Raw genomic sequence first — 23,663 nt, forward strand, 5'->3', positions numbered from 1 at the left:
CGTTCGAGTGGTCTCTCGGCTTGCGGGCATGGGATCTCCAAGAGCCGGTAACGGCGGTGACTCTCCGTGCGACGTGGGCAGCGAACGGCCGAACGCACTCGGCCACAAGCGCTCGAAGGGGAGTACCGATGAGGGGTCGACGGAGCAGCCGCAGCGCCGCGGTCGTGCTGGCCGGCTGCGTGGGACTGGCGGTGATGGCTCCGGGCCTCGCTCTCGCGGCTCCGGTGCCGAGCGCCACGACGGAGGCCGAGTGCGAAACGCTCGGCTACACCTGGGTCGACGGCGTCTGCGACGACGGCACCGGCTCGGGCTCGACCGCGGTCGTCGAGGACACGGGATCGGACACCTCGGGCGGATCCTCCGACGCGGGCTCGGGTGACTCCGGCACCCCGGCCGTCACGCCGTCGAGCCCCGTGGTCTCCCCGGGTGGATCGACCCCGGATGTCACCGGCGGCGGCGGCGAGCAGCCCGGCGGCGGCCAGCAGACCGGCGGCGAGCAGACGGGCGGCCAGCAGACCGGCGGCCAGCAGGGCGCCGACGACACGCTGGTCGGTGCGAACCCCACCGACCAGCAGGGCAACGACGACGCGGTCGTCGACCCGAACGCCGGCCAGGACAACAAGGCGCCGGAGGGCGACACCGCGCAGCCGAACCCGGCCCCGGCTCCGAAGGCCGAGGACGTCGCGAACGTCGTCCCGGACCTCCAGAAGGAGATCGACGCGATCGTCCCCGAGGCCGGCGCGAACCCGATCACGCTCCCGGGTCTGCCCGCCGTGATCCCGCAGCCCGACGCGAACGGTGAGTTCGAGAACGTCAACGACGCCTGCCTGAACGCGATCTCGAAGCTCGAGTTCCCCGCCGGCACCGACCAGGCCGTCCTCGCGAACATCAGCGGACAGCTGCAGGGTCTCTGCCACGGTCTGGAGACGACCGATGTCGACGTCTGCCTCGAGCACCTGCGTGACGTGCTGAAGCACCTCTGCCCGACGATCGTCGAGCACAACACCACGATCAACATCGTCAACTGGAACGTCACGAACGAGTGGTGGGGCGCCTACTGGACCCACCGCTACGACGTCGACTGCGACGAGCTGACCTACGACGAGGCCAACGCCATCCTCGACTGGGACCGCTCCGACCCCTTCCGTCTCGACCGTGACGACGACGGCGAGGCCTGCGAGTGGAACGCCCACGACGACGAGGTCGAGTACGTGAGCTACCCCGAGGGCGGCGTCTCGACCGGTGACGGCAGCACCTCCACCGGTGCCTCGCCCGCCGAGATCGCTCTCGCCGCGGGTGCGCTGGGTGGCCTCGGCGCCACCGGCCTGGTCCTCGTCCGCCGCTACGCGAAGCAGGGCTGATCACCATGGCCGTCACGAACGACAAGAAGCCCGGCACGAGCACCGCCACCCGCGCGACCATCGGTGTCCTCGTCGTCCTCGCCCTGCTCGCGGTGGCGGCCTACCTCTCCGGTGACCTCTCCCAGCGCACCGGCCCGGCAGCCGCCGAGCTGCCGGCCGGGCGCACGGAGGTCGCGATGCCGCTCGACGCCGCCGGGACCGCGAACCTGCGGATCCCCTCGATCGGCGTCGACACCCGCCAGCTCACCGAGCTGGGGCAGACGGAGGACCGCCGGCTGGAGGTCCCGCAGGACGCCACGACGGTCGGCCACTACCGCGGCGGCGCGGCCCCCGGCGAGACCGGGCCGGCCGTCTACGCCTCGCACGTGAACTACCACGGCGTCGACGGCGGGTTCGCCCGTCTCGCCGACGTCGCGGCCGGCGACCAGGTCGTGGTCGAGCGCACCGACGGCGTCACCGTCGTCTACGCGGTCGACCGGGTCGACACCGTCTCGAAGAACGCGTTCCCGACGGTCCAGGTCTACGGCCCGACGACGGGCCCGGAGCTGCGGCTGATCACCTGCGGCGGCGAGTTCGACAGCGACGTGCGCAGCTACGAGGACAACGTCGTCGTGTACGGCCACGCCGTGGAGGCCTACCGCGCGTAGGTCTCCCGGCATCCGAGGACGGCCGGGCCCCGCACCAGCGGGGTCCGGCCGTCGTCGTGTCCGGGGTTCTCAGCCTCCCCACAGCCACCCGTCAGGCCGGCCACACCGCCCGCGCGCAGCGTGGAGCGCATGATCCCCCTCGCGGCCGCGCAGACGGAGCCCACGGTCCCGCTCCTCGACGCGCCGCCGCGGCGCACCGGGTCGGGGGGACGGGTCGCCGCCGTGCTCGCGATCGTCCTCGGGACCGCCACCGTGATCGGCTCCTACGTCCTCGCCGTGCTCGACCCGACCGGCCGGGCGTTCGACGACGCCGTCATGGACGCGGCCACGGGCGTGGGGCTGCGCGGCGAGGGGCTCGACGTCCTCGAGCTCGTCGGCATCCCGACGGTCGCGCTCGCGGTGATCGTGCTGGCCGGTGTGGCGCTGGCCCGCGGCCGCGGTGACCGCGCGCTGGGGGTGGTGGCGCTGGTGCTCGGCGCCCAGCTGGTGACCCAGGTGCTCAAGGCGGGTCTCGTGCGCCCCGAGTCGCTGGAGGGCAACTCGCTGCCGAGCGGGCACGTCACGCTGGTGGCCTCGCTCGGCCTGGCGCTCGTGCTCGTGGTGCCCCGCGCGCTGCGGCCGCTCGCCGGCCTGGTCGCCGTCGCCGTCACGGGGATCGCCGGCGTCGCCACGATGGTCGCCGGCTGGCACCGGCCCAGCGACGTCCTCGCCGCGGTCGGTGTCGTCGCCGCGACCGGCGGCGTCGTCACCCTCGCGGGGGCGCTGCTCCGGGCGCGACCGCGTCCACGACCTGCATGACCGAGTCCCACCGCGTCCCCACCCGCACGAACCCGTGCCGGACGAGCGCGTCGGCGAGCTCCCCGCGGCGGAACAGCCGCGCCTGACCCCCGCGCGCCAGCACCTCGGTGAGCACCCGGAAGGGTCCACGGCCGTGGGCGGGCACGGCGACGGCGAGACGTCCGCCGGGGCGCAGGACCCGCCGGATCTGGGCGAGCGCGGTGTCGAGGTCCGGGACGAGCTGCAGGAGCAACGAGCAGCAGACCGCGTCGAGGCACGCGTCGTGCAGCGGGAGCGCCATCGCGTCGGCGCGCACGAACACCGTGTTCGGCGCCGTGACCGCCCGCGCGGCGCGGGTCAGCATCGCGGGGGAGAGGTCCGCGCCGATCACGAGCCCGTCCGGCCCGACGGCGTCGGCGAGGTGGCGCGTGAGCGTGCCGGGCCCGCAGGCGAGGTCGAGCACGGTCTCGCCGCCGACCAGGTCGAGGCGGTGCACGACGCCGTAGAAGTCGCGGAACAGCCCGCCGAACGCGAGGTTCGGGACGTGGTCGCGGACGCGGTCGCCCGCGCCGACGAGCCGGTCGTAGAACCCGGCGCCGCCCCCGGACTCCCACAGGTCCTGGATGCGCCCGCGCGACCCCGGCCGACCCTCGACGAGGTCGAACCACGGTGCCGCGGGGTCGTCGGGCAGGGGCACGTCGAGCAGCGGGGCGAGGCGCTCGGCAGCGGTCACGCGCTCGCCTCGACCGCCGACCGCAGCGCCGCGAACTCGGCGATGATCGCGTCGGCGAGGTCGTCCAGGTCCGGCATGAGCTCGGCGCACGCCAGCAGCCCGACATCCAGCTGGTCGACGTAGCTCTGGACGGTGACGTTGAGGCCCACGCCGTCCGCGACCGCCGACACCGGCACGTAGTGCGTCATCGGGGCGGGGCCGACGTAGAGCGGCTCGGTCGGTCCCGGGACGTTGGAGACGATGAGGTTGAACGGCGCGGGCCCGACGGTCGACCAGCGGGTCACCGCGCGGCTGATCGCCGTGGTCATCAGGGGCGCGCCCAGCCCGGCGGCCTCCGGGGTGAGCTCCCCGGGCAGCGCCTTGAACACCTGCTTGGCGAGGTCCAGCGCCTCGTGCGCGGCGCGCACCCGCTCGAGCGGGCCGTCGACGTCGGTCGGCAGCGCCGCGATCGTGCCGGAGACGCGGTTGGTCCAGCGCTCCTCCTCGTCGCCGCTGCGCAGCGACACGGGGACCATCGCCGTGAGCGGCTGCTCGGGCAGCTCGCCGCGGTCGAGCAGCCACCGCCGCAGACCACCGCCGACCAGCGCCACGACGACGTCGTTGATCGTCGCGCCGACCTCCTTGCCCAGCGCCTTGACCTCGGCCAACGGCACCGACCGGTGGGCGAAGCGCCGGTACCGGCTGATCGGGTGGTTGAACGGCGTCGGCGGCGACGTCAGCGGCGGCAGCCGGGGCAGGCGGTCGTCCTCCTCGCGGGCGCGCCCGGCGTTGAGCAGCGAGCCCAGCGGCCCGCGCAGGGTGCCGCGGACCGTGTCGGCGAGGTCGATCACCGCCGGGTTGCGGGTCGCGCGGGCCAGCTTCTGTCCGGCGCGGGCGGCGAGGAGCAGCCCGCGGCCGGGCCGCCGGACGCCGTTGACCGCGGCGCGGGCGAGCACCTCGGTGGTCGACGGCGGGTTCTCGCCGCGCCACCGCCCCGCCTGCGCGGGACGCTCGGCGTCCGGGGTGTCCTCGAGCATCAGCTCGAGCAGCTCCGCGCCCGCCGCCCCGTCGACCGCGCTGTGGTGGATCATCGTGAGGATCGCGAAGCGGTCGCCGTCGAGGCCCTCGATGACGTGCGAGACCCACAGCGGGTGGTCGCGGTCCATCGGCGCCGCGACGAGCCGGCCGACCAGCTCGTCCAGCTCCGCGTCCCCGCCGGGCGGCGGCACCGCGCTGTGGCGGACGTGGAAGTCGAGGTCGAAGTCGGGGTCGGCGATCCAGTACGGGTGGTCGAGGCCGAACGGCACCGGCACCAGACGCCGACGCAGCGGCTCGAGCTGGTGGATGCGGTCGGCGAGCTGACGGCGCCACGCCGGGTAGGGCTCGAAGTCGCCGTCCGGCCGATCGAGGATCAGCAGCTGGCTGACGTGGGTGAACTGGTGCTCGTCCTCGGCGTCCAGGAACACCGAGTCCAGGCCCGACAGCTGCTTCACTTCAGTGGCCTCCTCGCCGACGCCGTCGTGACGACGGCTCAGTCTGGGGCCGGACCGTCGACACGGCCAGCCGACCGCGCCGCAGCCGGACGATCCCGCGTTCACCTCATCGATGGACTCAAGCTCGTATGGCCGGTGTCCGTAACCTCCTGCCGTCACATCCGTTGAGCGTTCCGGAGGAGTGCTCACTCGATCGGTGGTGTACTCCGTGGCCGGACTGATCGGCCGGGACGAACGGACGGAGAGCCACGCATGGGCAGGCACCAGATGGCGGCGTCCTCGCCGCGCGCTCGGGTCGCGCTCGGCGCGCTCCCGCTGGTCGCCACCGTCGGCGCGATCGGCATCGGGTCCGTGGTCATGAGCCCCGTGAGCTCCGACGCCTCGCTGGAGCCCCCGAACGCCGGCGCCGGGAGCGGCGGCCTCGCCGCGGCACCGCCGGCCTCCCTACCGCTCGGCCCGGGCGTCGCGCCCGCCCCCGTGCAGGTGCTCGACCTCGCGGCGACCGGCGGCTCCGTCACGGCCGACCAGCGCACCCCCGGCGGCACGATCGGCGGCGTCCGCTCCGGCGGCGGTGGCGACGCGGCCCCGGTCCGTCGCGCCGCCCGCGTGAGCGCCGCCGACGACGCCCCGGCCCGCGGCACGGCCGCCCGCGCGACCGGGACGCGCTCGTCCGGGGGTGGCGGCGGCGGTGGGACCGCGGCCGCGGACGACGGCGGCGGTGCGAGTGGCTCGGGTGGGGGCTCGGGTGGCGGCTCGGGCAGCTCCGGGGGGTCCGGGAACTCCGGTGGCTCGGGCGGTTCCGGTGGCTCGGGTGGTTCTGGTGGGTCCGGTGGCTCGGGTGGGTCCGGTGGCCTGCTCGGGGGCGTGGTCGGCGGCGTGGGCGGCGTCGTCAACGGCCTCGGGAAGACGACGACGTCGCTGCTCTCGTTCGGGGAGTCGTCGCCGTCCGTGCTCTCCTTCGACTCCTGACGCGCCGCGGCCCGGTGCGCGGGCCGTCACATCGACCAGGAATATAGTTAGGTGATACAACGGTCTGGTGACCGCACCGACCGACGCGCGCCTGGCGACCGCTGCCGCGCTCGACGCCTTCGCGGCGTGGGCGATCCGCTCCACCGCCGACCGTGAGCTCAGCCTGACCACGGCGTCGACGCTCGCGACGCTCGACCGCGGCGGTCCGCAGCGGCTCTCCGACCTCGCGGTCCGCGAGGGCGTCACGCAGCCGAGCATGACCGCGCTGGTCACCCGGCTCGAGCGCGACGGCCTGGCCACCCGCGGCGACGACCCCACCGACCGGCGTGCCGTGATCGTCACGCTGACCGACGCGGGCCGCGAGGTGCTCCTGAGCCGCCGTACCCGGCGGGCCACGCGGCTCGCCGCGCTGCTCGACCACCTCGGCCCCGAGGACCGGGCCGCCGTCGAGGCCGCCGCCGGCGCACTGTCCCGCCTGACCCTGACCGACCCCTCTCGAGGAGAGTCGTGAGCACCGCAACCGCCAGCCCGTTCCGTCAGCCGAAGGCCGTCTGGGCGGTGGCCTTCGCCTGCGTCATCAGCTTCATGGGCATCGGCCTGGTCGACCCGATCCTGCCCGCCCTGGCGACGCAGCTGCAGGCGTCACCGGCCCAGGTCTCGCTGCTGTTCACCAGCTACCTGTTGATCACCGCGGTGATGATGCTCGTGACCGGCTGGGTCTCCAGCCGCATCGGCGCCAAGGCCACGCTGCTCACCGGCCTCACGATCATCGTCGTGTTCGCCGCGCTCGCCGGGGCCTCCGGCTCGATCGGCGAGATCGTCGGCTTCCGGGCCGGCTGGGGGCTGGGGAACGCGCTGTTCATCGCGACCTCACTGGCGGTGATCGTCGCGTCGGCCAGCGGCGGCTTCGCGGGCGCGATCATCCTCTACGAGACCGCGCTGGGCGTCGGGATCGCGCTCGGGCCGCTGGTCGGCGGCCTGCTCGGGTCGGTGAGCTGGCGCGCCCCGTTCTTCGGTGTCGCCGTGCTCATGGCGATCGCGCTGATCGCGACGCTGGTGCTGCTCGACAAGACCCCGAGACCCGCGAAGAAGATCAGCCTGCTCGACCCGATCACGGCACTGCGCCACCGCAGCCTCGCGACGATCGCGCTGACCGCCTTCGCCTACAACTGGGGCTTCTTCACGCTGCTCGCGTACTCGCCGTACTCGATGGGCGGGCTCGACGAGCTGCAGCTCGGCGCCGTCTTCACCGCGTGGGGCGTACTCGTCGCGATCTTCGCGGTGTTCGTGGCACCGGCGCTCGAGCGGCGGTTCGGCACGGTCCGGGTGCTGTACTTCGTGCTCGGGCTGCTCGCCGTCGACCTCGCCGTCATCGCCTACTGGAACGACACCCCGGGCGTCGTCATCGGCGCCGTGATCGTCGCCGGGGCGATGATCGGGCTGAACAACACCCTGGTCACGCAGGCCGTCATGTCGGTGGCGCCGGTGGAGCGCCCCGTCGCGTCGGCGTCCTACAGCTTCGTGCGGTTCCTCGGCGGCGGGCTCGCGCCGTGGATCGCGGGCCTGCTCGCCGAGGCGTTCCTGCCGGACACGCCGTTCTGGGTCGGCGCGGCCGTGGTCGCCGTCGGCATCCTGGTCCTCGCCACCGCCCACCGGCTGCTGCGGCGGGTGGAGACGGGCGAGGAGTCGGTGTCCTCGGAGCGGTCGTCGTCGGACGAGCCCGCGGCGCGCCCCGTCCTCGTCGCCGTCGACGGCGCGCCGCACGCCGCGGCGGTCGCGGCGGCGGGCGGGCGGTTCGCGAAGCTGCTCGACGCCCCGCTGGTCGTCGTGCACGTGCCCGAGAGCGCGGTGGTCGACGCGGCGGCGGCCTCGGACGCCGACGGCGGGTCGGGTCTCGACCGGTCCGTGGCGGCGGCGCGCGCGGCGCTCGGCGCGGGCGCGTCGGTGACCACCGAGACCCTCGCGCCGGCCGGGAGCCACGACGACGTGGGCGGCGAGCTCGTGGCGGTGGCCCGGCGCCTCGACGCGCGGGCGGTCGTGGTGGGGCGCCCGCGGGGTGGCGCGCTCGCGGCGCTGGCCTCGCCGAGCGCCGACCGCGCGCTCTGGACGAACGGTCCCTGCCCGATCCTCGTCGTGCCGGACGGCGCCGAGCCCGGTGATCGACGTGGCGATACGGACACTGGACGTCAGCGGCGCCACGCCGCTGACACGGCGGGGCCCTCGGTGCGCGGGCGGGTGCGGGACGGCGAGGGGCGGCCGCGGCGCGCCGTCGTCACCCTCATCGACCCCGACGGCCACCAGCTCGGTCGCGCCGAGGCCGGCGAGGACGGGAGCTACCGGCTCGACGTGGACCGGGCCCGTCCGGGCACGGGGCTGCTGCTCGCGCGGGGCCGCGACGACGTCCACGGGCACGCCGAGCCCACCGTCGTCCCGGTGGCGCTGGACGGCGAGGTCGTGCACGACGTCGTGCTGGCCGCGGCGGGCGCCCCGGAGCCCGTCGGGCGCTGACCCCGGACACACGAAAACGGGCCCGGCCCACCGTGCGGTGGACCGGGCCCGTCGTCGTGGTCGGCTCAGACTTGGATCGGCACGTTCGACAGGTCCGGGAGCTGGCCGAGGATCTCGCCCAGGTTGGGCAGCTCGGGGAGCGCGGGCGCGTCCGGCACGGGCAGCTCGGTGCCGTTGAGGACGTTGCCCTGGCCGTTGCCCTCGCCGACGGTGCTGCAGCGCTCGACGCCGTAGTCGCCGTGCTCCGAGTCGAGGTTGCAGTCGCCGCCGGACGACTCATGGGCGGACGCGAGCGGCGCGGCGGCCACGAGCGCGGCGGAGACGCCGACCGTGACGAGGCCCAGCTTCTTCAGCACGAGGAACTCCAGGGGATGTCGGGGGATGGTGCGAGCGGTGCCGCCGGGACTGCGAGGAGCGCGGCACGACGCCTCGAACGGCCCAACGAGCTTGTGATGTTCTTGTGACCCGATGCCGGGGGATCGCCCCCGATCGGGTGTCCGACCTGCGGAAACACGACGGCCCGGCCACCGATCGGATGGCCGGGCCGTCATGACGTTCAGCGCGTCAGGACGCTCAGAGCGCGAAGGTCTCCTGCGAGAGCGCGCCGTCGGCGTCCGTGCCCGCACCCTCACCGGCGCCCTCGCCGGCCGCGGAAGCCGTGGTGGCCTCCTCCTCCTCGTCGTCGTCAGCACCCAGGATGCTGACCGAGAGGTTGTTGCCGCTGAGGTTGTCGTTGAGGATGTCGCTGCAGACGATGTTGCCGATGTTGCTGCCGACCGGGGCCTGCGCCAGGGCGTTGGCGGCGGCGTCGCCACCGATCCCGCCGTTGGCCTCGGCGTTGCCGCCGTTGATGTTGCAGTCGTCGCCGCCGTGCTTCTTCTTGCCGTGGTGGTCACCGTGGCTGTGGCCGTGACCGTCGTGCGGGGCCTCGCCGGCCGACGCGAGCGGCGCCGCCGCGAGCAGACCTGCCGTGATGCCCACGGTGACCATGCCGACCTTCTTGAACACGCGCTTCTCCCAGAGGGTGAGTCAGTACTGCTGTGTCAGTGCGAGGCGGTCCCGACGGATCGGCCACCGCCGACGGCGGGCCACCTCGTCGGCGGCCCGCCGTGGTCAGGGACTAGCTCAGGTGGGCAGCCCGGGGAGCTCGAGCGGCAGGCCGAGGCCGTCGCCGATGCTGACGTCGAGGGTGTTGCCGCTGAGGTTGTCGTTCAGGACCTGGCTGCAGACCAGGTTGAGCGCGTTCGCGCCCACCGGGGCCTGGGCCAGGGCGTCCGCGACGAGGGCGTCACCGTCGACGCCGCCGTTGGCCTGGGCGTTGCCGCCGTTGATGTTGCAGGAGCCGGAGCTCTTGTGGTCGCCGTCGTGGCCGTGCCCGCCCTCGGTGGCGGAGGCGAACGGCGCGGCAACCATCAGGCCGGCGGCCACGCCGACCGTCACGACACCCAGCTTCTTGATCACATGAACTCCTCGGGATGTGCTCTGTCGGGGGAGCGGGACCACCGGATGGGTCCGCCCGCTGCGGCGGGCAAGGACTGCGGACGGTGTGTCCCCGAGCTGCCACCACCCGGGCTGAATCGGCCCCGGGGGTGACGTCGCAGGTCTCAACGAGGGGGTCACGGCGCGGTTACGCAGAGATTCGAAACGGCCAGATTCGGTGACAGTGGGTGTCCACTGAGGCCGAACCGCGCAGTGTGACCGTGCCCCGAACGGGGTGTGCCTCAAACCCGGACGGCCCAACGGTTGCTCCCGCCGTCGAGGAGGAATCCGATCACGACCCTCGAACGGGGGGCGCGATGTAGCGACGACCACGCTCGCGGGGGGTGACGGTCCGCCCGCGCACGCGTTGGGCCGGACGTGCGCGACGATGTCCCGGTTCCGGGCCGGAGAGGGAGGGCGACGTGGGTCAGGCGCTGCGGGAGCTCGTCGACGACGTGCTCGACCTCGAGCGCATCGAGCGCGACATCTTCCGAGGTCGCAGCCCCAGGGAGTCGCTGCTGCGCGTCTTCGGGGGCCAGGTGGCCGGGCAGGCGATGGTGGCCGCGGGCCGCACCGTCGACGAGGACCGCGACGTGCACTCGCTCCACGGGTACTTCCTGCGGCCCGGCGACCCGTTCGCCCCGATCGTGTACGAGGTCGACCGCACCCGCGACGGGCGTTCCTTCACCACTCGCCGCGTCACGGCGGTCCAGCACGGCGAAACGATCTTCACGATGTCCGCGTCGTTCCAGCGCGCGGAGGAGGGCGTCGAGCACCAGGCGCCGATGCCCGCGACGCCCGGGCCGGACGGGTTCCGGCGCCGCGACATGGCGCCGGTGCCGGGCGACCGGCCGGCGCACACCACCACGGGGCGGCGGCTGACCTGGCCGCTGGACGTCCGCTACGTCGACCACTCGCCCTGGGACGAGACCGAGGACCGCGACCCCTGCAACCGCGTCTGGGTCCGCGCCGACGGCGAGCTCCCCGACCCCTCCTCGGCCGCCGCGCGCCTGCTGCACGTGTGCGTCCTGACCTACGCCAGCGACCTGACCCTGCTGGAGGCGGCGGTCTTCCCGCACGTGGTCGGCGGCGCGGCGTCCGGCGAGGTCAGCCTGGCGAGCCTCGACCACGCCGTCTGGTTCCACCGCCCGTTCCGTGCCGACGAGTGGCTGCTCTACGTGCAGGAGTCACCGAGCGCCGGGGCCGGGCGCGGGTTCGCGAGCGGGCGCTTCTACACCCGGGACGGCGTGCTCGTCGCTTCCGTGGTGCAGGAAGGGCTCATCCGGCAGCGTCGGGGCTGACCGCCAGCCCGTGCTCGAGGTACGGGCCGTCGCCGGCGGCGGTGCTGCCGACGCGCCGGGCGAGCGGCGGGGCACGCGACGGCCGGCGACTCGCCGGCCTCCACGATGCCGCCGGGCAGCTCCCAGCCCGGCTTGTAGACAGGGTGGACGAGCAGCACCCGCCCGTCGTCGTCGCGGAACACCGCCGCGGCGGCGACCAGCGGACGGGCGGCGCCGGGCGGCGGATAGGGCACGCCTCGCGACCCTAGGGGCGCGCCGGGTGTCTCAGCGTGGCGGCCATGCTGACGCTGAACGCCAGTTCTTCCACCAGCTCGAGCCGCAGAAGATCGTGGGGGCTTTCCTGACGTCTGACGTCAGCGTGGCCCCCACGCTGGGACACCCCGTGCCTCGATACCTCAGCCGACGGGGACGGGCTCCGGGGTGACGGAGCGGTCGTCGCCGGCCGGTGCGGAGGCTTCTGCCGCGTCCGCCGCCCGTCCGAAGAACTCGAAGTCGGTCGGGTCGAACCGCCGCGTCTCCCACCAGTACCGCACCGTGAAGCCCGGCCAGATCGTCCGGTTCACGCCCGCCGCGTCCAGGTACCAGCTCGTGCACCCGCCGCGCGTCCAGATGCCCTTGTCCAGGCGCCGCTGCACCGCGGCGTTGGAGCGCTGCTGCACCTCGGCGCGCACGTCGAGCCCGCCCATCCCGGTCTCGTGCACGGTCGCGATCGCCTGCGCCACGTAGCGCGTCTGGCACTCGATCATGAACACGACCGAGTTGTGCCCGAGCCCCGTGTTGGGCCCGAGCAGGAAGAACAGGTTGGGGAAGTCGGTGACCGTCATCCCCAGGTGCGTCGCCATGCCTCCGGCGGCCCAGTTCTCGCGCAGCGTGCGCCCGCCCCGGCCGGTGATCTCGAGACCGTCGAAGGCGTCGGTGACGTGGAACCCGGTGCCGTAGACGATCACGTCGACGTCCCGCTCCACCCCGTCGCCGTCGACGATCGACGAGCCGCGGACCTCGCGCACCCCGCCCGTGATGACCTCGACGTCGGGGCGCGCGAGCGCGGGGTAGTAGTCGTTGGAGACGAGGATCCGCTTGCACCCGATCGAGTAGTCGGGGGTCAGCTTCGCGACGAGGACCGGGTCGTCGATCGACGCCTTGATGTGCTGGGTCGCCAGCCACTCCGCGGGCCGCAGCAGCGCCGGATTCGTGTTGAACCCGACCGCCCGCGACTCGAGCGCCGCGTACACCGCCGCGCGGTAGGCGCGGTGCGCCCTCGGGTGGCGGGTGAGGAACGCGCGGCGCCGCGACGACAGCGGCTTGTCGCCCTTGGGCAGCACCCACGCCGGCGTGCGCTGGTAGAGCTGCACCTGCGCGGCGACCCCGGCGATCTGCGGGACGAACTGGATCGCGCTGGCCCCGGTGCCGATCACCGCGACCTTCTTGCCGCGCAGGTCCACGTCGTGGTCCCACCGCGCGGAGTGGAACGACGGGCCGGCGAACGACGCGGCGCCGGGCAGGTCCGGGGTCTTCGGCAGGTGCAGCGCGCCGACCCCGGAGACGAGGAACCGCGCGGTCCACTCGCGCCCGCCGCGGGTGTGCACGGTCCAGGTGCGCCGCTCCTCGTCCCACGTCGCGCCGGTCATCTCCTGGCCGAAGCGCAGATGTCCGCGCAGGTCGTGGTCGTCGGCGACCCGCTCGAGGTAGTCGCGGATCTCCGGCTGCGGCGAGTACGAGCGCGACCAGCCGGGGTTCGGGTCGGTCGAGAGCGAGTACATGTGCGACGGGATGTCGCACGCGCAGCCGGGATAGGTGTTGTCGCGCCAGGTGCCGCCGAGCGAGTCGGCCTTCTCGAGCAGCACGACGTCGGTGATCCCGGCCTTGCGCAGCGCGAGCAGCTGCCCGAGCCCGGCGAACCCGGAGCCGACGACGACGACCTCGTGCACCCGTTCACGCCCCGGCACGGGCGGCCTCCTCCTGCGGGATCACCTCGGTGAGCGACGCGGGCACGGCGAGCAGGCCGGCGACGTGCGCCGCGACCTCGTCCGCCCGCTCCAGATTGATCATGTGGCCGGCGCCGGGCAGCAGCACGATCCGTGCGTCGGGCAGCGACGACGCGATCGCGCGCGCGTGGCGCTGCGGGCAGAGCCGGTCGTGGTCGCCGACGAGGACGACGGTCGGCGTCCCGCGCAGCGCGGCGAGGGACTCACGGCGCCGGTGCTCGCCGATCGACAGGCGGAACGCCGCGACGCTCGGCGGGTGCGCCGCGAGCGCCTGCTCGGCGACCGAGAGGACGTCGGCCCGACGGGGCCTGCGGCCGAAGACGAGCGCGCGGATCACCCCGGACAGCGCCGTCGCCCGGGCCCGCGGTCGGGCACTGCCCGCGCGCCCGACGTCGCCGATCTCCCCGGCCGGCGCCCGGTGGCCGAGCCGCGCGGTCAACGGGATGAGCACGTGCTCGCCGCGGGCGACGAGCTGACCGCGCCGCCCCGGCAGGCCGAGGTCGAGGCGGTCCATGTCGTCGCTCGCGGTGGCGACGAACGCGACCCCGGCGACGCGCTCGGCGACCAGCTCGGGGTGGCGCTCGGCCAGCGCCATGACCGACATGCCGCCCATGGAGTGGCCGGCGAGCACGATCGGGCCGTCCGGGACGCGCTCGCGCAGGAGCGCGGCGAGGTCGTCGGCGGCGGTGCCGATGGTCGCGGTGCCCTCGGGGGCGTTGTCCGAGCCGCCGTGGCCGCGGTGGTCGTAGCGGATCACCCGCGACGTCACGCCCGCGCGGCGCAGGTCGTCGAGCACCCGGTCCCAGGTCCGCAGGTCCTGCGACCACCCGTGCACCAGCACGAGCGTCGGGCCGGGCCCGTCGCCGGACTCGGCGACGCGCAGTCGCGTCCCGTCGGGTGTCGTGAACCGATCGACCTGCTCCGCCACGGCGGACCCCTTCCTCAGCTCTCCCCCAGCAGGAACGACCGGCGCCACCAGGTCATGCCCGGGCGGCCGACGAGACCGGCCTCGTCGAGGAACGGCATGATCTTTTCCCCGGCCCAGCGGATCATCTCGCGGTGGTTCGGGTTGCCCAGTGCGGCGCGGCGGCCCACCGCCGGATCGATGCCGACGGCCTCGTAGACCTTCGGGTTGATCAGGCTGCGCACCACGAACATCGAGATGTAGGCGATGATGAAGCGCTGGTAGGCCTTCTCGGCGCGCGAGAGCGTCGCCATCCCGCGGGTGACCTCGTCGCGGGCGAAGGAGACGTGGCGCGCCTCCTCCATGATGTGGATGCGGTTGACCTGGCGCATCAGCGGCTGGATGCGCTCGTCGTTCGCCTGCTCGCGCTGCAGGCGGTCGAGCACCTCCTCGGCGACGAGGATCGCACCGTAGGCCGCGGGGCCCCAGCTGACCAGCGAGAACAGCTTGCCGAGCTGGCGAATCTTCTCCTGCGGGCCGTACGGCTCGACGCCTGCGGTGTGCACCATGCGCGCGAACATCTGGGAGTGCCGGCACTCGTCGGCGACCTCGGTGAGCGCGTACTGCGCCCGCGGCGTCGTCGGGTCCTCGGCGTAGAAGTCCTTGAGCAGGCGCTGCATGAGCAGGACCTCGAACCACAGGCCGACCGAGGCGACGCTGCACGCCTCGTGCTTGCCCAGCTCGACGCGCTGCTCGGGCGTCATCCGCTCCCAGAGCTCGGTGCCGTAGAGCGACACCCGGTGCTCCGGCACCCAGATCTTGTCGGCCGGCAGCGGGGCGTCCCAGTCGATGTCGACGGACGGGTCGTAGGACTTCTTCGCGGACGACTTGAGGAGACGCTCGGCCGTTGCATGGCGGTCGGGGTGCTGCTTCTCCGCCGTGGGCGCGCTCATCGCTGGGTGTCCTCCCGCTGCCGCTACTGTGTGCCGTACACGAGGTAACCCGCACCTGGTGTACGTCTTACCGCTGGTAACTGTAACCAGTGGTAGCGTGCGGACCCGTGCCGGACGATGTCAAGCCGAACCGCCCCGGAGGCCCCCCGTCGCGTGACGGGCGTCGCACCCGCTGGGAGAAGCACCGGGCGCAGCGCCGCGCGGAGTTCGTCGAGGCCGCGATGCGCGTGCTCGCCGACGTCGGGCCGGACTTCGGCATCGAGCAGGTCGCGGTCGAGGCCGGCGTCACCAAGCCGGTGCTCTACCGCCACTTCTCCGACAAGGCCGACCTCGTCGAGGCGATGGGCGAGCGGGCGACGGAGATCCTCCTCGACCGCCTGATCCCCGCGCTGAACAGCGAGGAGGCGCCGCTCCCGCGCATCCGCAAGTCGATCGACGCCTTCTTCGGGACGCTGGACGACTACCCCAACCTGTACTGGGTCCTCGCCCGCCACACCCCGATCGACGGCCGCGGCCCCGACGTCGTCCGCGAGGACAAGGAGATCATCGCGACGGCGCTGTCCGCGATGCTCGGCGACTACCTGCGCGCCTTCGGGCTCGACTCCGGGCCCGCCGAGCCGTGGGCCTACGGCGTCGTCGGCTTCGTCCAGAACACCGCGGAGTGGTGGCTCGAGCGGCAGTCGATGAGCCGCGAGAGCGTCACCGAGTACCTGACGATGCTGGTCTGGGCGGCCATCGACGGCTTCGCCCGCCAGCAGGGCGTCACGATCGACCCCAACGTCCCGCTCGAGATCAACAAGGTGGTCCAGCTGCGAGCGGGGGACGGCAGCACGAGTACCGATCGAGCAGTGAGGAGCCCGGAGCGATGACGCCGGCGGCAGCACCCGAGCACGATCACGACCACGATCACGACGAGGACGGCTACACCGGCCCGGCGACCCTGACGGTCGACGACGCCGAGTACGCCGTCGCGATCACCCTCGTCGGACACTTCGAGCCCCTCGACGGCCGGTACCACTGGTACGGGCGCGTCGCGGCGCACGCCGAGCTGGACGCCGCGCTGGGCGGCCGGAAGCGGCCGGCGCGGGTCGTCACGCCGGTCGGCGCGGCCGACGGCGAGCTCTCCGACGTCGACCCGTGGGGCCGCTACCGGCTCGCGGGCACGTCGAGGCCGCCGTTCGCGGTCGAGTTCGCGGGCGAGCTCGAGACGGCCGGCTGATGGCGGCCCTCGACGAGGAGGGGCGCGAGGTCGCGGAGCGGGAGGCCGCGGCGCACGGGCTCGACCTCGACACGGTGCTGGCGATCGCCAACCCGAAGCGCGCCGTCGACGTCGTCGCCGGCCTCATCGGCCCCACGGTGACGTTCGGCCCGGTCCCGGCCGGCCCGCACGACATGGCGACGGCGTCGGCGACCGGCTCGGTGGGCCGGTTGCGGGCCTGGCGCGACGGGGTGACGCGCGTGGTCGTGTGCATCCCGGTGTCCCTCGACGTCACCGTCGAGATCGGATCCCGCCGCATCCCGGCGGAGGTCGACCTCCAGGTGCGCGTCGGGCTCGCCGGGCGGGCGACGGTCGGCGCGGTGGAGATCGACGTCGACCCGGTGCGGCCCGAGGACATCGACGCCGACATCCGCACGCGCGGAGTCGGCGGGGTGTTCCTGCGCCGCCTCGGCGACCTCGACGCCGAGATCCGCCACCACGTCGGCGTCTACGTCTCCACGGTGCTCGCGACGCCCGAGGCCGCCGCCGAGTGCCGGATCGCGGTGGCCTGACCGTCCCATCGTGAGTGCTTTCCGGCCCTATAGGGCCGGAAAGCACTCACATACGGGTCAGGCGGCGCAGGAAGCGTCGGCGGCGGGGGTGGGCGCCGATGACGTGGTCCTTCCCGTCCTCGATCAGCGAGGCCACGGTCTCGGCGGCGTCGCGGCGGTTGCGGCCGATGCCGCCGCCGGGCCCGCGCTTGATCCACCCGACGACGTAGGTGCCGGGGTGGCCGTCCACGCGGCCTGCGTCGTTCGGCACCGTGCCCGTGGCCTCGTCGAAGGGCAGGCCGGGGGTGGGCCGGCCGCGGTGGCCGATGGCGCGCACGACGAGCCCGGCGGGCAGATCGGTGCCGCCGGCGCGCACGCCCGTGACGTGGTCGTCGCCGAGCAGGGCCTCGACGGGGGCGTGGAAGCGCAGGACGACGCGTCGCCGGCCGTCGGACCCGGAGACGCCGGACAGCCGCGGCACGCCCTGCAGCAGCGCCGCGTGCTCCCGGGGTCCCGCCGCGTCGATCGCCTCGCCCGTGCGCGGGTCGCCGTCGTCGACGACCACCTCGAGGTCGTCGCGGCGCAGCAGCGCGAGCAGCTCGCCCCGGGTCCAGGCGGCGTGCTCCGGGCCACGGCGCCCGAGCAGCGTCACCTCGCGCAGCCGGCCCGCCCGCAGGCGCTCCAGCGCGCCGGGGGCGATCGCCGAGCCGGCCAGGCGGTCCGGGTCGGCGGCGAGGATGCGGGCGATGTCGAGCGCGACGTTGCCGGTGCCCACGACCACGGCGCGCTCGGCGTCCGTCGGCACGGCGTCGGCGCCGATCTCGGGGTGGCCGTTGTACCAGCCGACCACGGTGGTCGAGGGCAGGTGACCCGCCAGCTCCTCGCCGGGCACGTCCAGCGCGCGCGACGTCGGCGCGCCCACCGCGTAGACGACGGCGTCGTGGCGCGCCGCCAGCTCGTCGGCGTCCACGTCGCGGCCGACCTCGGTGCCGAGGCGCAGCCGCAGGCGGTGGTGGTCGAGGTAGCGGGCGAACGAGTCGCCGATGCGCTTGGTGTCGAGGTGGTCGGGCGCGACCCCGAACGCCACGAGGCCGCCGGTGACCGGAAGCCGGTCGTAGAGCGTCACGCGCGCCGTGGTGTGCAGCAGCAGGTCCTGCACCGTGTACATCCCGGCCGGCCCGCTGCCGACCACCGCGACGTCGAGCTCGGGGAAGTCGGCCGGCAGCACCCGGTCGAACCGCACCGGGCCCCACGCGTGGAACAGCGGCGAGCCCTCGTCGGGCGCGGCGGGCTCGGTGCCGGCGAAGTGCTCGGCGTTGATCGCCGGGTAGTCGGCGAGCGGGCCGGTCAGCTCCTCGACCGGGAACACCGCGTCCACGGGACACGCCTCGGCGCAGGCCCCGCAGTCGATGCAGGTCCGCGGGTCGACGTAGAGCATGTCCGTCGTCCCGAAGTCGGGCTCGTCGGGCGTGGGGTGGATGCAGTTGACCGGGCAGGCCGCCACGCACGAGGCGTCGGTGCAGCACAGCTGGGTGATCGCGTACGGCATGGCGGCCCGCGCTCCTACAGGACGTGCGCGGCGCGGTAGAGCGCCTTGGCCGGGCGGGTCAGCAGCCCGGCGGAGTCGAGGAACTCCATGAGCCCGGCGCAGCTCGAGCGCAGCAGGGCGCGGTGGTTCTGGTTGCGCCGCGCCTCGCGCCGGGCGCGCTTGGCGTCGAGGCCCGCGTTCTCGTAGACCTTGCCGTTCCACATGCTGGTGACGATGAAGTAGCCGGCGAAGGCGACGACCAGCGCGTTGAACTGCCGGCGCGCGGCGCTCGCGCCCTGCAGGCGCTCGAGGGTCTCCTCGCGGGCGAAGCGCATGTGGCGCGCCTCCTCGACCACGTGGATGTTGTTGATCGTGCGCGCGAACGGGGCGACGCGCTCGTCGCGCATCCAGTCGCGCTGCATGACGTCGAGGACCTCCTCGGCGACGAGGATCGCGGCGTAGGCGGCCTCGCCCCGCGCGAGGGTCTTGAAGACGCGCCCGCCCTCGATCACGTGGCGCGGCGGCCGGTACGCGGGCGCCCCGAGCTTCTTGGCGCCGCGCGCGAACATGATCGAGTGCCGGCACTCGTCGGCGATCTCGGTGAGCGCCCACTGGAAGGCCGGGTCGGTCGGGTCCTTCGCGTAGAAGTCCCGGATCATCATCTGCTGCAGGATCATCTCGAACCAGATGCCGGTGCTCGCGACGGACGCCGCCTCCTGGCGGGTCAGCGCCGCGCGCTGCTCCTCGGTCATCTCGTCCCAGTAGGCGGTGCCGTAGAGGGTGCTCCACTCCGGCGAGGTGCCGTGGTGGCGGGGATCGACCTCGCCGTCCCAGTCGACCTCGCGCAGCGGGTCGTACGAGAGCTGGTCGGACGAGTCGAGCAGTCGATTCGCGACGTCCGCCCGGTGCGTGGTGCTCTGCTCCGCGGTCGTCATGGTTCCTCCTGGCCGAACCTCGGGTCACTGTTACCTGCGGTAGGTGATACCCAAGGTAGCGGTAACAGCATGTCCGGCTGGAGCGGGGTGTGGCTGCGATCACGGAGGCGGCCGTCACGTGCGTGATCTTCTGAGTCGTAGCTCAGAAGATCACGCACGTGGGGCTACGGGCGGGAGAGCTTGAGGAGCTCGTCGCGGTCGACGACCTTGACGCGCGGGCGGCCGTCGGGCTCACCGCGGCCGCGCTCGTGGGCGTCGATCGCCGCCCAGCCGGCCTGGTCGACGAGGTCGGGGCAGCGGTCGCGCAGCCACGTCTCGATCGCCGTGTGGTGGTCGTCCTCGGCGGCGAGGGGCTCGCGGCCGGTGAGGTCGGCGACCAGGTGGCGGACGGTCTCGTTGGCGTCCTTCTTGTTGGTGCCGATGATCCCGCTGGGCCCGCGCTTGATCCAGCCGACGACGTACTCGCGCGCGTGCTCGTCACCGTCGATCCGCCCCTCGGTGTGCGGGACGGTGCCGGTGTCGTCGTCGAACGGGACGCCGGGCAGCGCCATGCCCCGGTAGCCGACCGCGCGCAGCACCAGGCCGGTCGGGACGGTCTCGCGCTCGCCGGTGTCGACCGCGCGCGTGCGGCCGTCGTCGCCGGTCTCGAGACGGTTCACCGCCAGCACGATCTCCTCGACCTTCCCGTCGCCGCGGATCTCGACCGGCGAGCGGTAGAAGCGGAACTCCATCCGGTGGCGCGCCGCGGGGTCGGGGGCGTTCTCGGCGAACCCGCGCAGGATCTCCAGGTTGCGCCGGGTGCCCTTGGGCAGCGTGTCGTCGTCGGCGATGCCGGCGGGGACCTGCTCGGGGTCGGCGACGACCGCGAGGTCGTCGATGTCGTTCAGCTCGCGCAGCTCCGTGGTGGTGAACGCCGCCTCGCGCGGCCCGCGGCGCCCGCAGATCACCGCCTCGCGCACGCCGGAGTCGACGAGGGCGTCGAGCGCGTGGTCCGCGGTGTCGGTGGCGCGCAGGTCGGCCTCGGGGAGCAGGAGCATGCGGGCGACGTCGAGGGCGACGTTGCCCGCGCCGATGACGACGGCGCGCTCGGTGTCCAGCGGCGGCGCGAGGTCGACGTAGTCGGGGTGCCCGTTGTACCAACCGACGAAGTCGACCGAGGCGATGCTGCCGGGCAGGTCCTCGCCGGGGATCCCGAGGCGGCGCTCGGTCTGCGACCCGACGGCGTAGACGATCGCGTCGTAGCGCTCGAGGAGCTCGTCGCGGGTGATGTCCTGACCGAGGCTGACGTGCCCGAAGAACCGGAACCCGTCGCGCGCGGCGGTCTTGTCGTACTGCGACGACACCGACTTGATCTTCGGATGGTCGGGGGCCACCCCCGCGCGGACCAGCCCCCAGGGCGTGGCCAGCCGGTCGAACATGTCCACCCGTACGTCCAGATCCGCGTCGAGCAACGCGGCCGCGGCGTAGAAGCCCGACGGCCCGGAACCGACGACGGCGACGTGGTGGGGTCGCGTCGCGTGAGTCTCCACCGGATCATCGTGGCCCACCTCACCGCGGGCCGCACCCGTCGGTCGGCGAGGTCGCCGGACGCCACGCCGGGCGCGACACGCCGCCGGACAGGTGATCCCGAGTCGGGGCGTGGCTCGATCGCGCCTCGGTCGAGTGGTCACTCCATGGGCTCATCGAGCGCGAGATCGACGCTTCACCAGCGCTAACGTCCCCCGCGATGATCAGCGACGAGATCGGCGCGCTCGACGAGACGGGCGTGGCGACCGGGACCCCGTGGCGCCGCGGCCTCGACGTGCTCGACGACTACGCGGGCGGGGGCGTGCTCTCCGAGGAGCTCGCCGACGACCTCGTCAACGACCTCGTCGGCCTCGTGGGCACCAGCGCGCGGACCCGCCGCCCCCGTCGTGGACCGCACCCCGGCACGCGTCCGGGACCGCAGCCGAGCCGACCGGCGACGACGCCGGACGCGGCCCGGCCGCGGCTCGTGCTCGTGCGGGGTGGGGCGGGCTAATCCTTGGTGGCGACCAGGACCAGGTAGGTCAGGTCGTCGCCGGCCATGCTCACGCGGTGCCGGAAGCTGCGCCGCACCAGCGTGCGGGTGCGGTGCGCCGACGTGCTCGTCGCCTCGAGCATCGCCTCGACGTCGGTGATGTCGTGGTCCTTCTCGCCGCCGGCCAGGGTCAGCGCGAGGAACGAGCCGGGCGGGAACGCGTCCCACAGCTGCGCCAGCGAGTCCACCGGCACGTGCCCCTCGCCGACGGCGCCCGCGGCGACGAGCGCGGTGAGGTGCTCCTCGCCGACCATGGCCGTGACCTGCTCGACGTCGAGGCGCTCGCCCACCAGGTAGTGCTGGTAGAGCCCGGGACGGTCGCGGTGGGCGGCGTCGCGGGCCTCGGGGATCCCGTCGGCGCCCGCGACGACGGTGACGCCGCGGGCCCGCAGCTCCTCGCCGACGACGCCGTTGCCGGCGCCGAGGTCGAAGGCCCGCAGCTCGGCGGGGTCGCGCCCCTCCCCGGCCGCGGCCTCGACGAGGGCGGCGGCCACGGTCTGCGGTGACGCGCACTCGAGGCGGCGCTGCACGACCTCCTCGTACAGCCCGGGAACGTCGTACACGCGGGCGTAGTCGTGCAGCGTGATCCGCTCGTCGGTGCCGTCGGCGTGGTGGAGCAGGAACTCCTCCTGCGCCTGGCGGCGTCCCGGGGTCGTGTCGAGCTCGACGCTCCACCCGGCCGTCGGCTGCTCTGCTGTGGCCATGCGCAGCATCATGCCGGGACCGGCGGTCCCGCCGCTGTGGCGAACGTCCCCACCCGGGTGCTGTGGCCTGGGTCCCCTGGCTGTTTCCCGCCGGTCCCCGACCGGTCACTCTCGGTGGGGTCAGGCCACGCGTCGAGGTCGCCGCTGCGCACGACCCGGGTCGGCCGGAGCCCTCCGGCCGCCGCAGGGGAGGTCCGTCATGAGTGTCGTACCCGCTCACTCGCCCGTCGCCCAGCTGATGAGACCGGGCGCGCGCCCGCGGCAGGCGGACGTCCCGGCCGGCGACCGGGAGCACGCGATCACCGTCGTCTGCCACCTCCTGCACGCCGAGTGCGAGCAGTGGAGCTGGACCAGCCACCGCGCCGACGCGCACCGGCGGGAGGCCGTGCGCATCGTCGGAGCCCTCACCCGGGAGGGTTGGGCACCGCGCTCGGCCGCCTGAGAGGACGTGCCCATCGCGCCGGACGGCCGGTAGATTCCTGCTCCGATCGGCTCACCGGGGCCGGATAGGGGTGGGCATGGCCATCGAGGTGGACGGCGTCGAGCTGCACGAGACGTCGCGGGGGTCGGGCGCGGCGTGGCGGTGGAGCTCCGGCGGACCCGATCCGATCGACTACGAGATCCAGTGGGTCGAGAACAAGGACACGTTCCTCTACGGCACCCGCGTGCGCCCGGGCGGCTGGAACCTCTCGCAGCTCGACCCGAACACGTGGCTCGGCGACGGCACGCTCGAGGGCGCGCGGGACATGGTGAAGCGGGGCCTGCCGACGCTGCCGCACTGACCTCCGCCCACCGGACGAACGAACGGCGCTCTCGTTGCATCGCAAGCAGCGAGAGCGCCGTTCGTTCGTTCCGGGGGCGGGCGTGCGGCTCAGCTGCCGCCGAGCGCCCCGGCCTCGCTGAGCTTCTTCATGACGGCGTTCGGGCCGTCGAACTGCTCCTTGTCGAGGCCCTTGATGGTGTCGACCAGCTGCTGGTCGGCGCCCTGCGAGCTGGCGTGCTGCGCCAGGTCGTCCGGGCCGCCCGGGTACTGGAACCCGGCGAGCGACTTCTGCACCTGCGTGACGTCGTAACCCATGAGCGGCGGGTCCCCGGCGCCCCGTCCCCCGAACCGCGACACTCGCGGGTGTGACGCCTCCGTTCCCCGCGGTCGTGTTCGACCTCGACGGCACGCTCACCGTCCCCGGCGCGACGCGCCCGGCGCCCGGCGTCGCCGCGCTGGTCGAGGCCCTGCACGCGCGCGGGGTCGACCTCGCCGTGGCGACGTCGGCGGGCACGGCGACCGCGCGCCGGGTGCTCGACGACCTCGGCCTGCGCGGGTGCTTCGCCAGCGTCGCCGGGCGCGGGGTCGACGGGCGGTACGCGGGCAAGGCGGCCGTGGTGGGCGAGGCGCTGCTGGGGCTCGGCGTCACCGCGGCCGCGCCGGGCACGCCGATGCTCGGCGACAGCCCCGCCGACCTCGAGGCCGCCCGCGCGCACGGCCTCGTCCCGGTCGGCGTGGGCTGGGGCGGGACCCGGGAGGGGGCGCTGTGGGCGGCCGGGGCGACCGCGGTGCTGCGTCGCCCGGACGAGCTGTGGTCGCTCGGGGCATCCTGAACC

At 74.0% G+C, this 23,663-nt stretch carries 28 protein-coding genes; 14 read left to right on the plus strand and 14 right to left on the minus strand.

The window, feature by feature from the left end; genetic code table 11:
- The first annotated feature begins 128 nt into the window (after nt 1-128).
- The 3 genes from WCD58_RS06995 to WCD58_RS07005 all read left to right on the plus strand — a co-directional run bounded on the left by WCD58_RS06995 (nt 129) and on the right by WCD58_RS07005 (nt 2,806).
- Nucleotides 129-1,361 carry a GVDTG sorting domain-containing protein gene (locus WCD58_RS06995; RefSeq protein ID WP_337700991.1) on the plus strand — a complete coding sequence of 411 codons (1,233 nt, stop codon included), beginning with the start codon at nt 129-131 and terminating at the stop codon, nt 1,359-1,361.
- A 5-nt stretch (nt 1,362-1,366) separates the two neighbouring features.
- Nucleotides 1,367-2,008, plus strand: a complete 642-nt coding sequence (locus tag WCD58_RS07000) for a sortase domain-containing protein (protein ID WP_337700993.1) — start codon at nt 1,367-1,369, stop codon at nt 2,006-2,008.
- A gap of 129 nt (nt 2,009-2,137) precedes the next feature.
- On the plus strand, nt 2,138-2,806 hold the full coding sequence (locus tag WCD58_RS07005; RefSeq protein ID WP_337700995.1) for a phosphatase PAP2 family protein: 669 nt from the start codon (nt 2,138-2,140) through the stop codon (nt 2,804-2,806).
- Here the strand turns inward: WCD58_RS07005 and WCD58_RS07010 are convergent.
- Both WCD58_RS07010 and WCD58_RS07015 read right to left on the minus strand, forming a co-directional pair.
- Complete coding sequence (locus WCD58_RS07010) at nt 2,754-3,518, minus strand: class I SAM-dependent methyltransferase (RefSeq protein ID WP_337700997.1); 765 nt, start codon at nt 3,516-3,518, stop codon at nt 2,754-2,756. The genes WCD58_RS07005 and WCD58_RS07010 overlap by 53 nt on opposite strands.
- On the minus strand, nt 3,515-4,990 hold the full coding sequence (locus WCD58_RS07015) for a WS/DGAT/MGAT family O-acyltransferase (protein ID WP_337700999.1): 1,476 nt from the start codon (nt 4,988-4,990) through the stop codon (nt 3,515-3,517). Before WCD58_RS07015 ends, WCD58_RS07010 begins: the two co-directional genes overlap by 4 nt.
- A 252-nt stretch (nt 4,991-5,242) precedes the next feature.
- Here WCD58_RS07015 and WCD58_RS07020 point away from each other — a divergent pair, with 252 nt between their 5' ends.
- The 3 genes from WCD58_RS07020 (at nt 5,243) to WCD58_RS07030 (ending at nt 8,467) form a co-directional block, all read left to right on the plus strand.
- Nucleotides 5,243-5,959: a hypothetical protein gene (locus WCD58_RS07020; protein ID WP_337701001.1), complete on the plus strand. Its 717-nt coding sequence runs from the start codon at nt 5,243-5,245 to the stop codon at nt 5,957-5,959.
- Nucleotides 5,960-6,026: 67 nt separating this feature from the next.
- A complete protein-coding gene (locus WCD58_RS07025) occupies nt 6,027-6,470 on the plus strand; it encodes a MarR family winged helix-turn-helix transcriptional regulator (RefSeq protein WP_337701003.1) in 444 nt (147 codons plus the stop codon).
- Nucleotides 6,467-8,467: an MFS transporter gene (locus WCD58_RS07030; protein WP_337701005.1), complete on the plus strand. Its 2,001-nt coding sequence runs from the start codon at nt 6,467-6,469 to the stop codon at nt 8,465-8,467. The genes WCD58_RS07025 and WCD58_RS07030 overlap by 4 nt, the downstream gene beginning before the upstream one ends.
- Before the next feature lie 65 nt (nt 8,468-8,532).
- Here WCD58_RS07030 and WCD58_RS07035 read toward each other — a convergent pair whose 3' ends face one another.
- From WCD58_RS07035 to WCD58_RS07045, 3 genes are all read right to left on the minus strand, one after another.
- Nucleotides 8,533-8,823, minus strand: coding sequence for a hypothetical protein (locus WCD58_RS07035; RefSeq protein WP_337701007.1), 291 nt, complete (start codon nt 8,821-8,823; stop codon nt 8,533-8,535).
- 217 nt (nt 8,824-9,040) lie between these two features.
- The gene (locus WCD58_RS07040; protein WP_337701009.1) at nt 9,041-9,475 is read right to left on the minus strand and encodes a hypothetical protein; all 435 of its coding nucleotides are present in this window, start codon (nt 9,473-9,475) and stop codon (nt 9,041-9,043) included.
- Between the two features lie 117 nt (nt 9,476-9,592).
- The gene (locus tag WCD58_RS07045; protein WP_337701011.1) at nt 9,593-9,928 is read right to left on the minus strand and encodes a hypothetical protein; all 336 of its coding nucleotides are present in this window, start codon (nt 9,926-9,928) and stop codon (nt 9,593-9,595) included.
- A gap of 440 nt (nt 9,929-10,368) precedes the next feature.
- Between WCD58_RS07045 and WCD58_RS07050 the strand changes: the two genes are divergently transcribed.
- Nucleotides 10,369-11,247 (plus strand): acyl-CoA thioesterase, encoded by an 879-nt coding sequence (locus WCD58_RS07050; RefSeq protein WP_337701013.1) that lies wholly within the window; start codon nt 10,369-10,371, stop codon nt 11,245-11,247.
- On the opposite strand, the gene WCD58_RS07055 is transcribed toward WCD58_RS07050, so the two are convergent.
- The 4 genes from WCD58_RS07055 to WCD58_RS07070 all read right to left on the minus strand — a co-directional run bounded on the left by WCD58_RS07055 (nt 11,178) and on the right by WCD58_RS07070 (nt 15,089).
- On the minus strand, nt 11,178-11,480 hold the full coding sequence (locus WCD58_RS07055; RefSeq protein ID WP_337701015.1) for an NUDIX domain-containing protein: 303 nt from the start codon (nt 11,478-11,480) through the stop codon (nt 11,178-11,180). The genes WCD58_RS07050 and WCD58_RS07055 overlap by 70 nt on opposite strands.
- 162 nt (nt 11,481-11,642) lie before the next feature.
- Entirely contained in the window at nt 11,643-13,193 is a 1,551-nt protein-coding gene (locus WCD58_RS07060; RefSeq protein WP_337701017.1) for a flavin-containing monooxygenase, read from the minus strand.
- Nucleotides 13,180-14,160: an alpha/beta fold hydrolase gene (locus WCD58_RS07065; RefSeq protein ID WP_337701019.1), complete on the minus strand. Its 981-nt coding sequence runs from the start codon at nt 14,158-14,160 to the stop codon at nt 13,180-13,182. Before WCD58_RS07065 ends, WCD58_RS07060 begins: the two co-directional genes overlap by 14 nt.
- Nucleotides 14,161-14,174: 14 nt before the next feature.
- Complete coding sequence (locus tag WCD58_RS07070) at nt 14,175-15,089, minus strand: AurF N-oxygenase family protein (protein WP_337701021.1); 915 nt, start codon at nt 15,087-15,089, stop codon at nt 14,175-14,177.
- A gap of 107 nt (nt 15,090-15,196) precedes the next feature.
- Between WCD58_RS07070 and WCD58_RS07075 the strand changes: the two genes are divergently transcribed.
- The 3 genes from WCD58_RS07075 to WCD58_RS07085 are packed head-to-tail and all read left to right on the plus strand — an operon-like array spanning nt 15,197 to nt 16,859.
- Entirely contained in the window at nt 15,197-15,958 is a 762-nt protein-coding gene (locus tag WCD58_RS07075; protein ID WP_337701023.1) for a TetR family transcriptional regulator, read from the plus strand.
- A complete protein-coding gene (locus tag WCD58_RS07080) occupies nt 15,955-16,308 on the plus strand; it encodes a DUF4873 domain-containing protein (RefSeq protein ID WP_337701024.1) in 354 nt (117 codons plus the stop codon). Before WCD58_RS07075 ends, WCD58_RS07080 begins: the two co-directional genes overlap by 4 nt.
- Nucleotides 16,308-16,859, plus strand: a complete 552-nt coding sequence (locus tag WCD58_RS07085) for a hypothetical protein (RefSeq protein ID WP_337701026.1) — start codon at nt 16,308-16,310, stop codon at nt 16,857-16,859. The genes WCD58_RS07080 and WCD58_RS07085 overlap by 1 nt, the downstream gene beginning before the upstream one ends.
- A gap of 46 nt (nt 16,860-16,905) precedes the next feature.
- Here WCD58_RS07085 and WCD58_RS07090 read toward each other — a convergent pair whose 3' ends face one another.
- The 3 genes from WCD58_RS07090 to WCD58_RS07100 all read right to left on the minus strand — a co-directional run bounded on the left by WCD58_RS07090 (nt 16,906) and on the right by WCD58_RS07100 (nt 20,830).
- Entirely contained in the window at nt 16,906-18,387 is a 1,482-nt protein-coding gene (locus tag WCD58_RS07090; RefSeq protein WP_337701028.1) for an FAD-dependent oxidoreductase, read from the minus strand.
- Between the two features lie 14 nt (nt 18,388-18,401).
- Nucleotides 18,402-19,301, minus strand: a complete 900-nt coding sequence (locus WCD58_RS07095) for an AurF N-oxygenase family protein (protein WP_337701030.1) — start codon at nt 19,299-19,301, stop codon at nt 18,402-18,404.
- Between the two features lie 164 nt (nt 19,302-19,465).
- On the minus strand, nt 19,466-20,830 hold the full coding sequence (locus WCD58_RS07100) for an FAD-dependent oxidoreductase (protein ID WP_337701032.1): 1,365 nt from the start codon (nt 20,828-20,830) through the stop codon (nt 19,466-19,468).
- 197 nt (nt 20,831-21,027) lie between these two features.
- Here WCD58_RS07100 and WCD58_RS07105 point away from each other — a divergent pair, with 197 nt between their 5' ends.
- Nucleotides 21,028-21,321 carry a hypothetical protein gene (locus tag WCD58_RS07105; RefSeq protein WP_337701034.1) on the plus strand — a complete coding sequence of 98 codons (294 nt, stop codon included), beginning with the start codon at nt 21,028-21,030 and terminating at the stop codon, nt 21,319-21,321.
- On the opposite strand, the gene WCD58_RS07110 is transcribed toward WCD58_RS07105, so the two are convergent.
- Nucleotides 21,318-22,064, minus strand: a complete 747-nt coding sequence (locus tag WCD58_RS07110) for a class I SAM-dependent methyltransferase (RefSeq protein ID WP_337701036.1) — start codon at nt 22,062-22,064, stop codon at nt 21,318-21,320. The genes WCD58_RS07105 and WCD58_RS07110 overlap by 4 nt on opposite strands.
- Before the next feature lie 199 nt (nt 22,065-22,263).
- Between WCD58_RS07110 and WCD58_RS07115 the strand changes: the two genes are divergently transcribed.
- Together WCD58_RS07115 and WCD58_RS07120 are read left to right on the plus strand one after the other, a co-directional pair.
- On the plus strand, nt 22,264-22,506 hold the full coding sequence (locus WCD58_RS07115; protein WP_337701038.1) for a hypothetical protein: 243 nt from the start codon (nt 22,264-22,266) through the stop codon (nt 22,504-22,506).
- A gap of 76 nt (nt 22,507-22,582) precedes the next feature.
- On the plus strand, nt 22,583-22,846 hold the full coding sequence (locus tag WCD58_RS07120) for a hypothetical protein (RefSeq protein WP_337701041.1): 264 nt from the start codon (nt 22,583-22,585) through the stop codon (nt 22,844-22,846).
- An 89-nt stretch (nt 22,847-22,935) separates the two neighbouring features.
- Here WCD58_RS07120 and WCD58_RS07125 read toward each other — a convergent pair whose 3' ends face one another.
- On the minus strand, nt 22,936-23,142 hold the full coding sequence (locus WCD58_RS07125) for a DUF2795 domain-containing protein (RefSeq protein ID WP_337701043.1): 207 nt from the start codon (nt 23,140-23,142) through the stop codon (nt 22,936-22,938).
- Nucleotides 23,143-23,192: 50 nt separating this feature from the next.
- Here WCD58_RS07125 and WCD58_RS07130 point away from each other — a divergent pair, with 50 nt between their 5' ends.
- On the plus strand, nt 23,193-23,660 hold the full coding sequence (locus WCD58_RS07130) for an HAD family hydrolase (protein WP_337701045.1): 468 nt from the start codon (nt 23,193-23,195) through the stop codon (nt 23,658-23,660).
- Nucleotides 23,661-23,663 lie beyond the last annotated feature (3 nt).

Origin of the sequence: Actinomycetospora flava (genome assembly GCF_037400335.1) — a bacterium.
Classification (GTDB): Bacteria; Actinomycetota; Actinomycetes; order Mycobacteriales; family Pseudonocardiaceae; genus Actinomycetospora; species Actinomycetospora flava.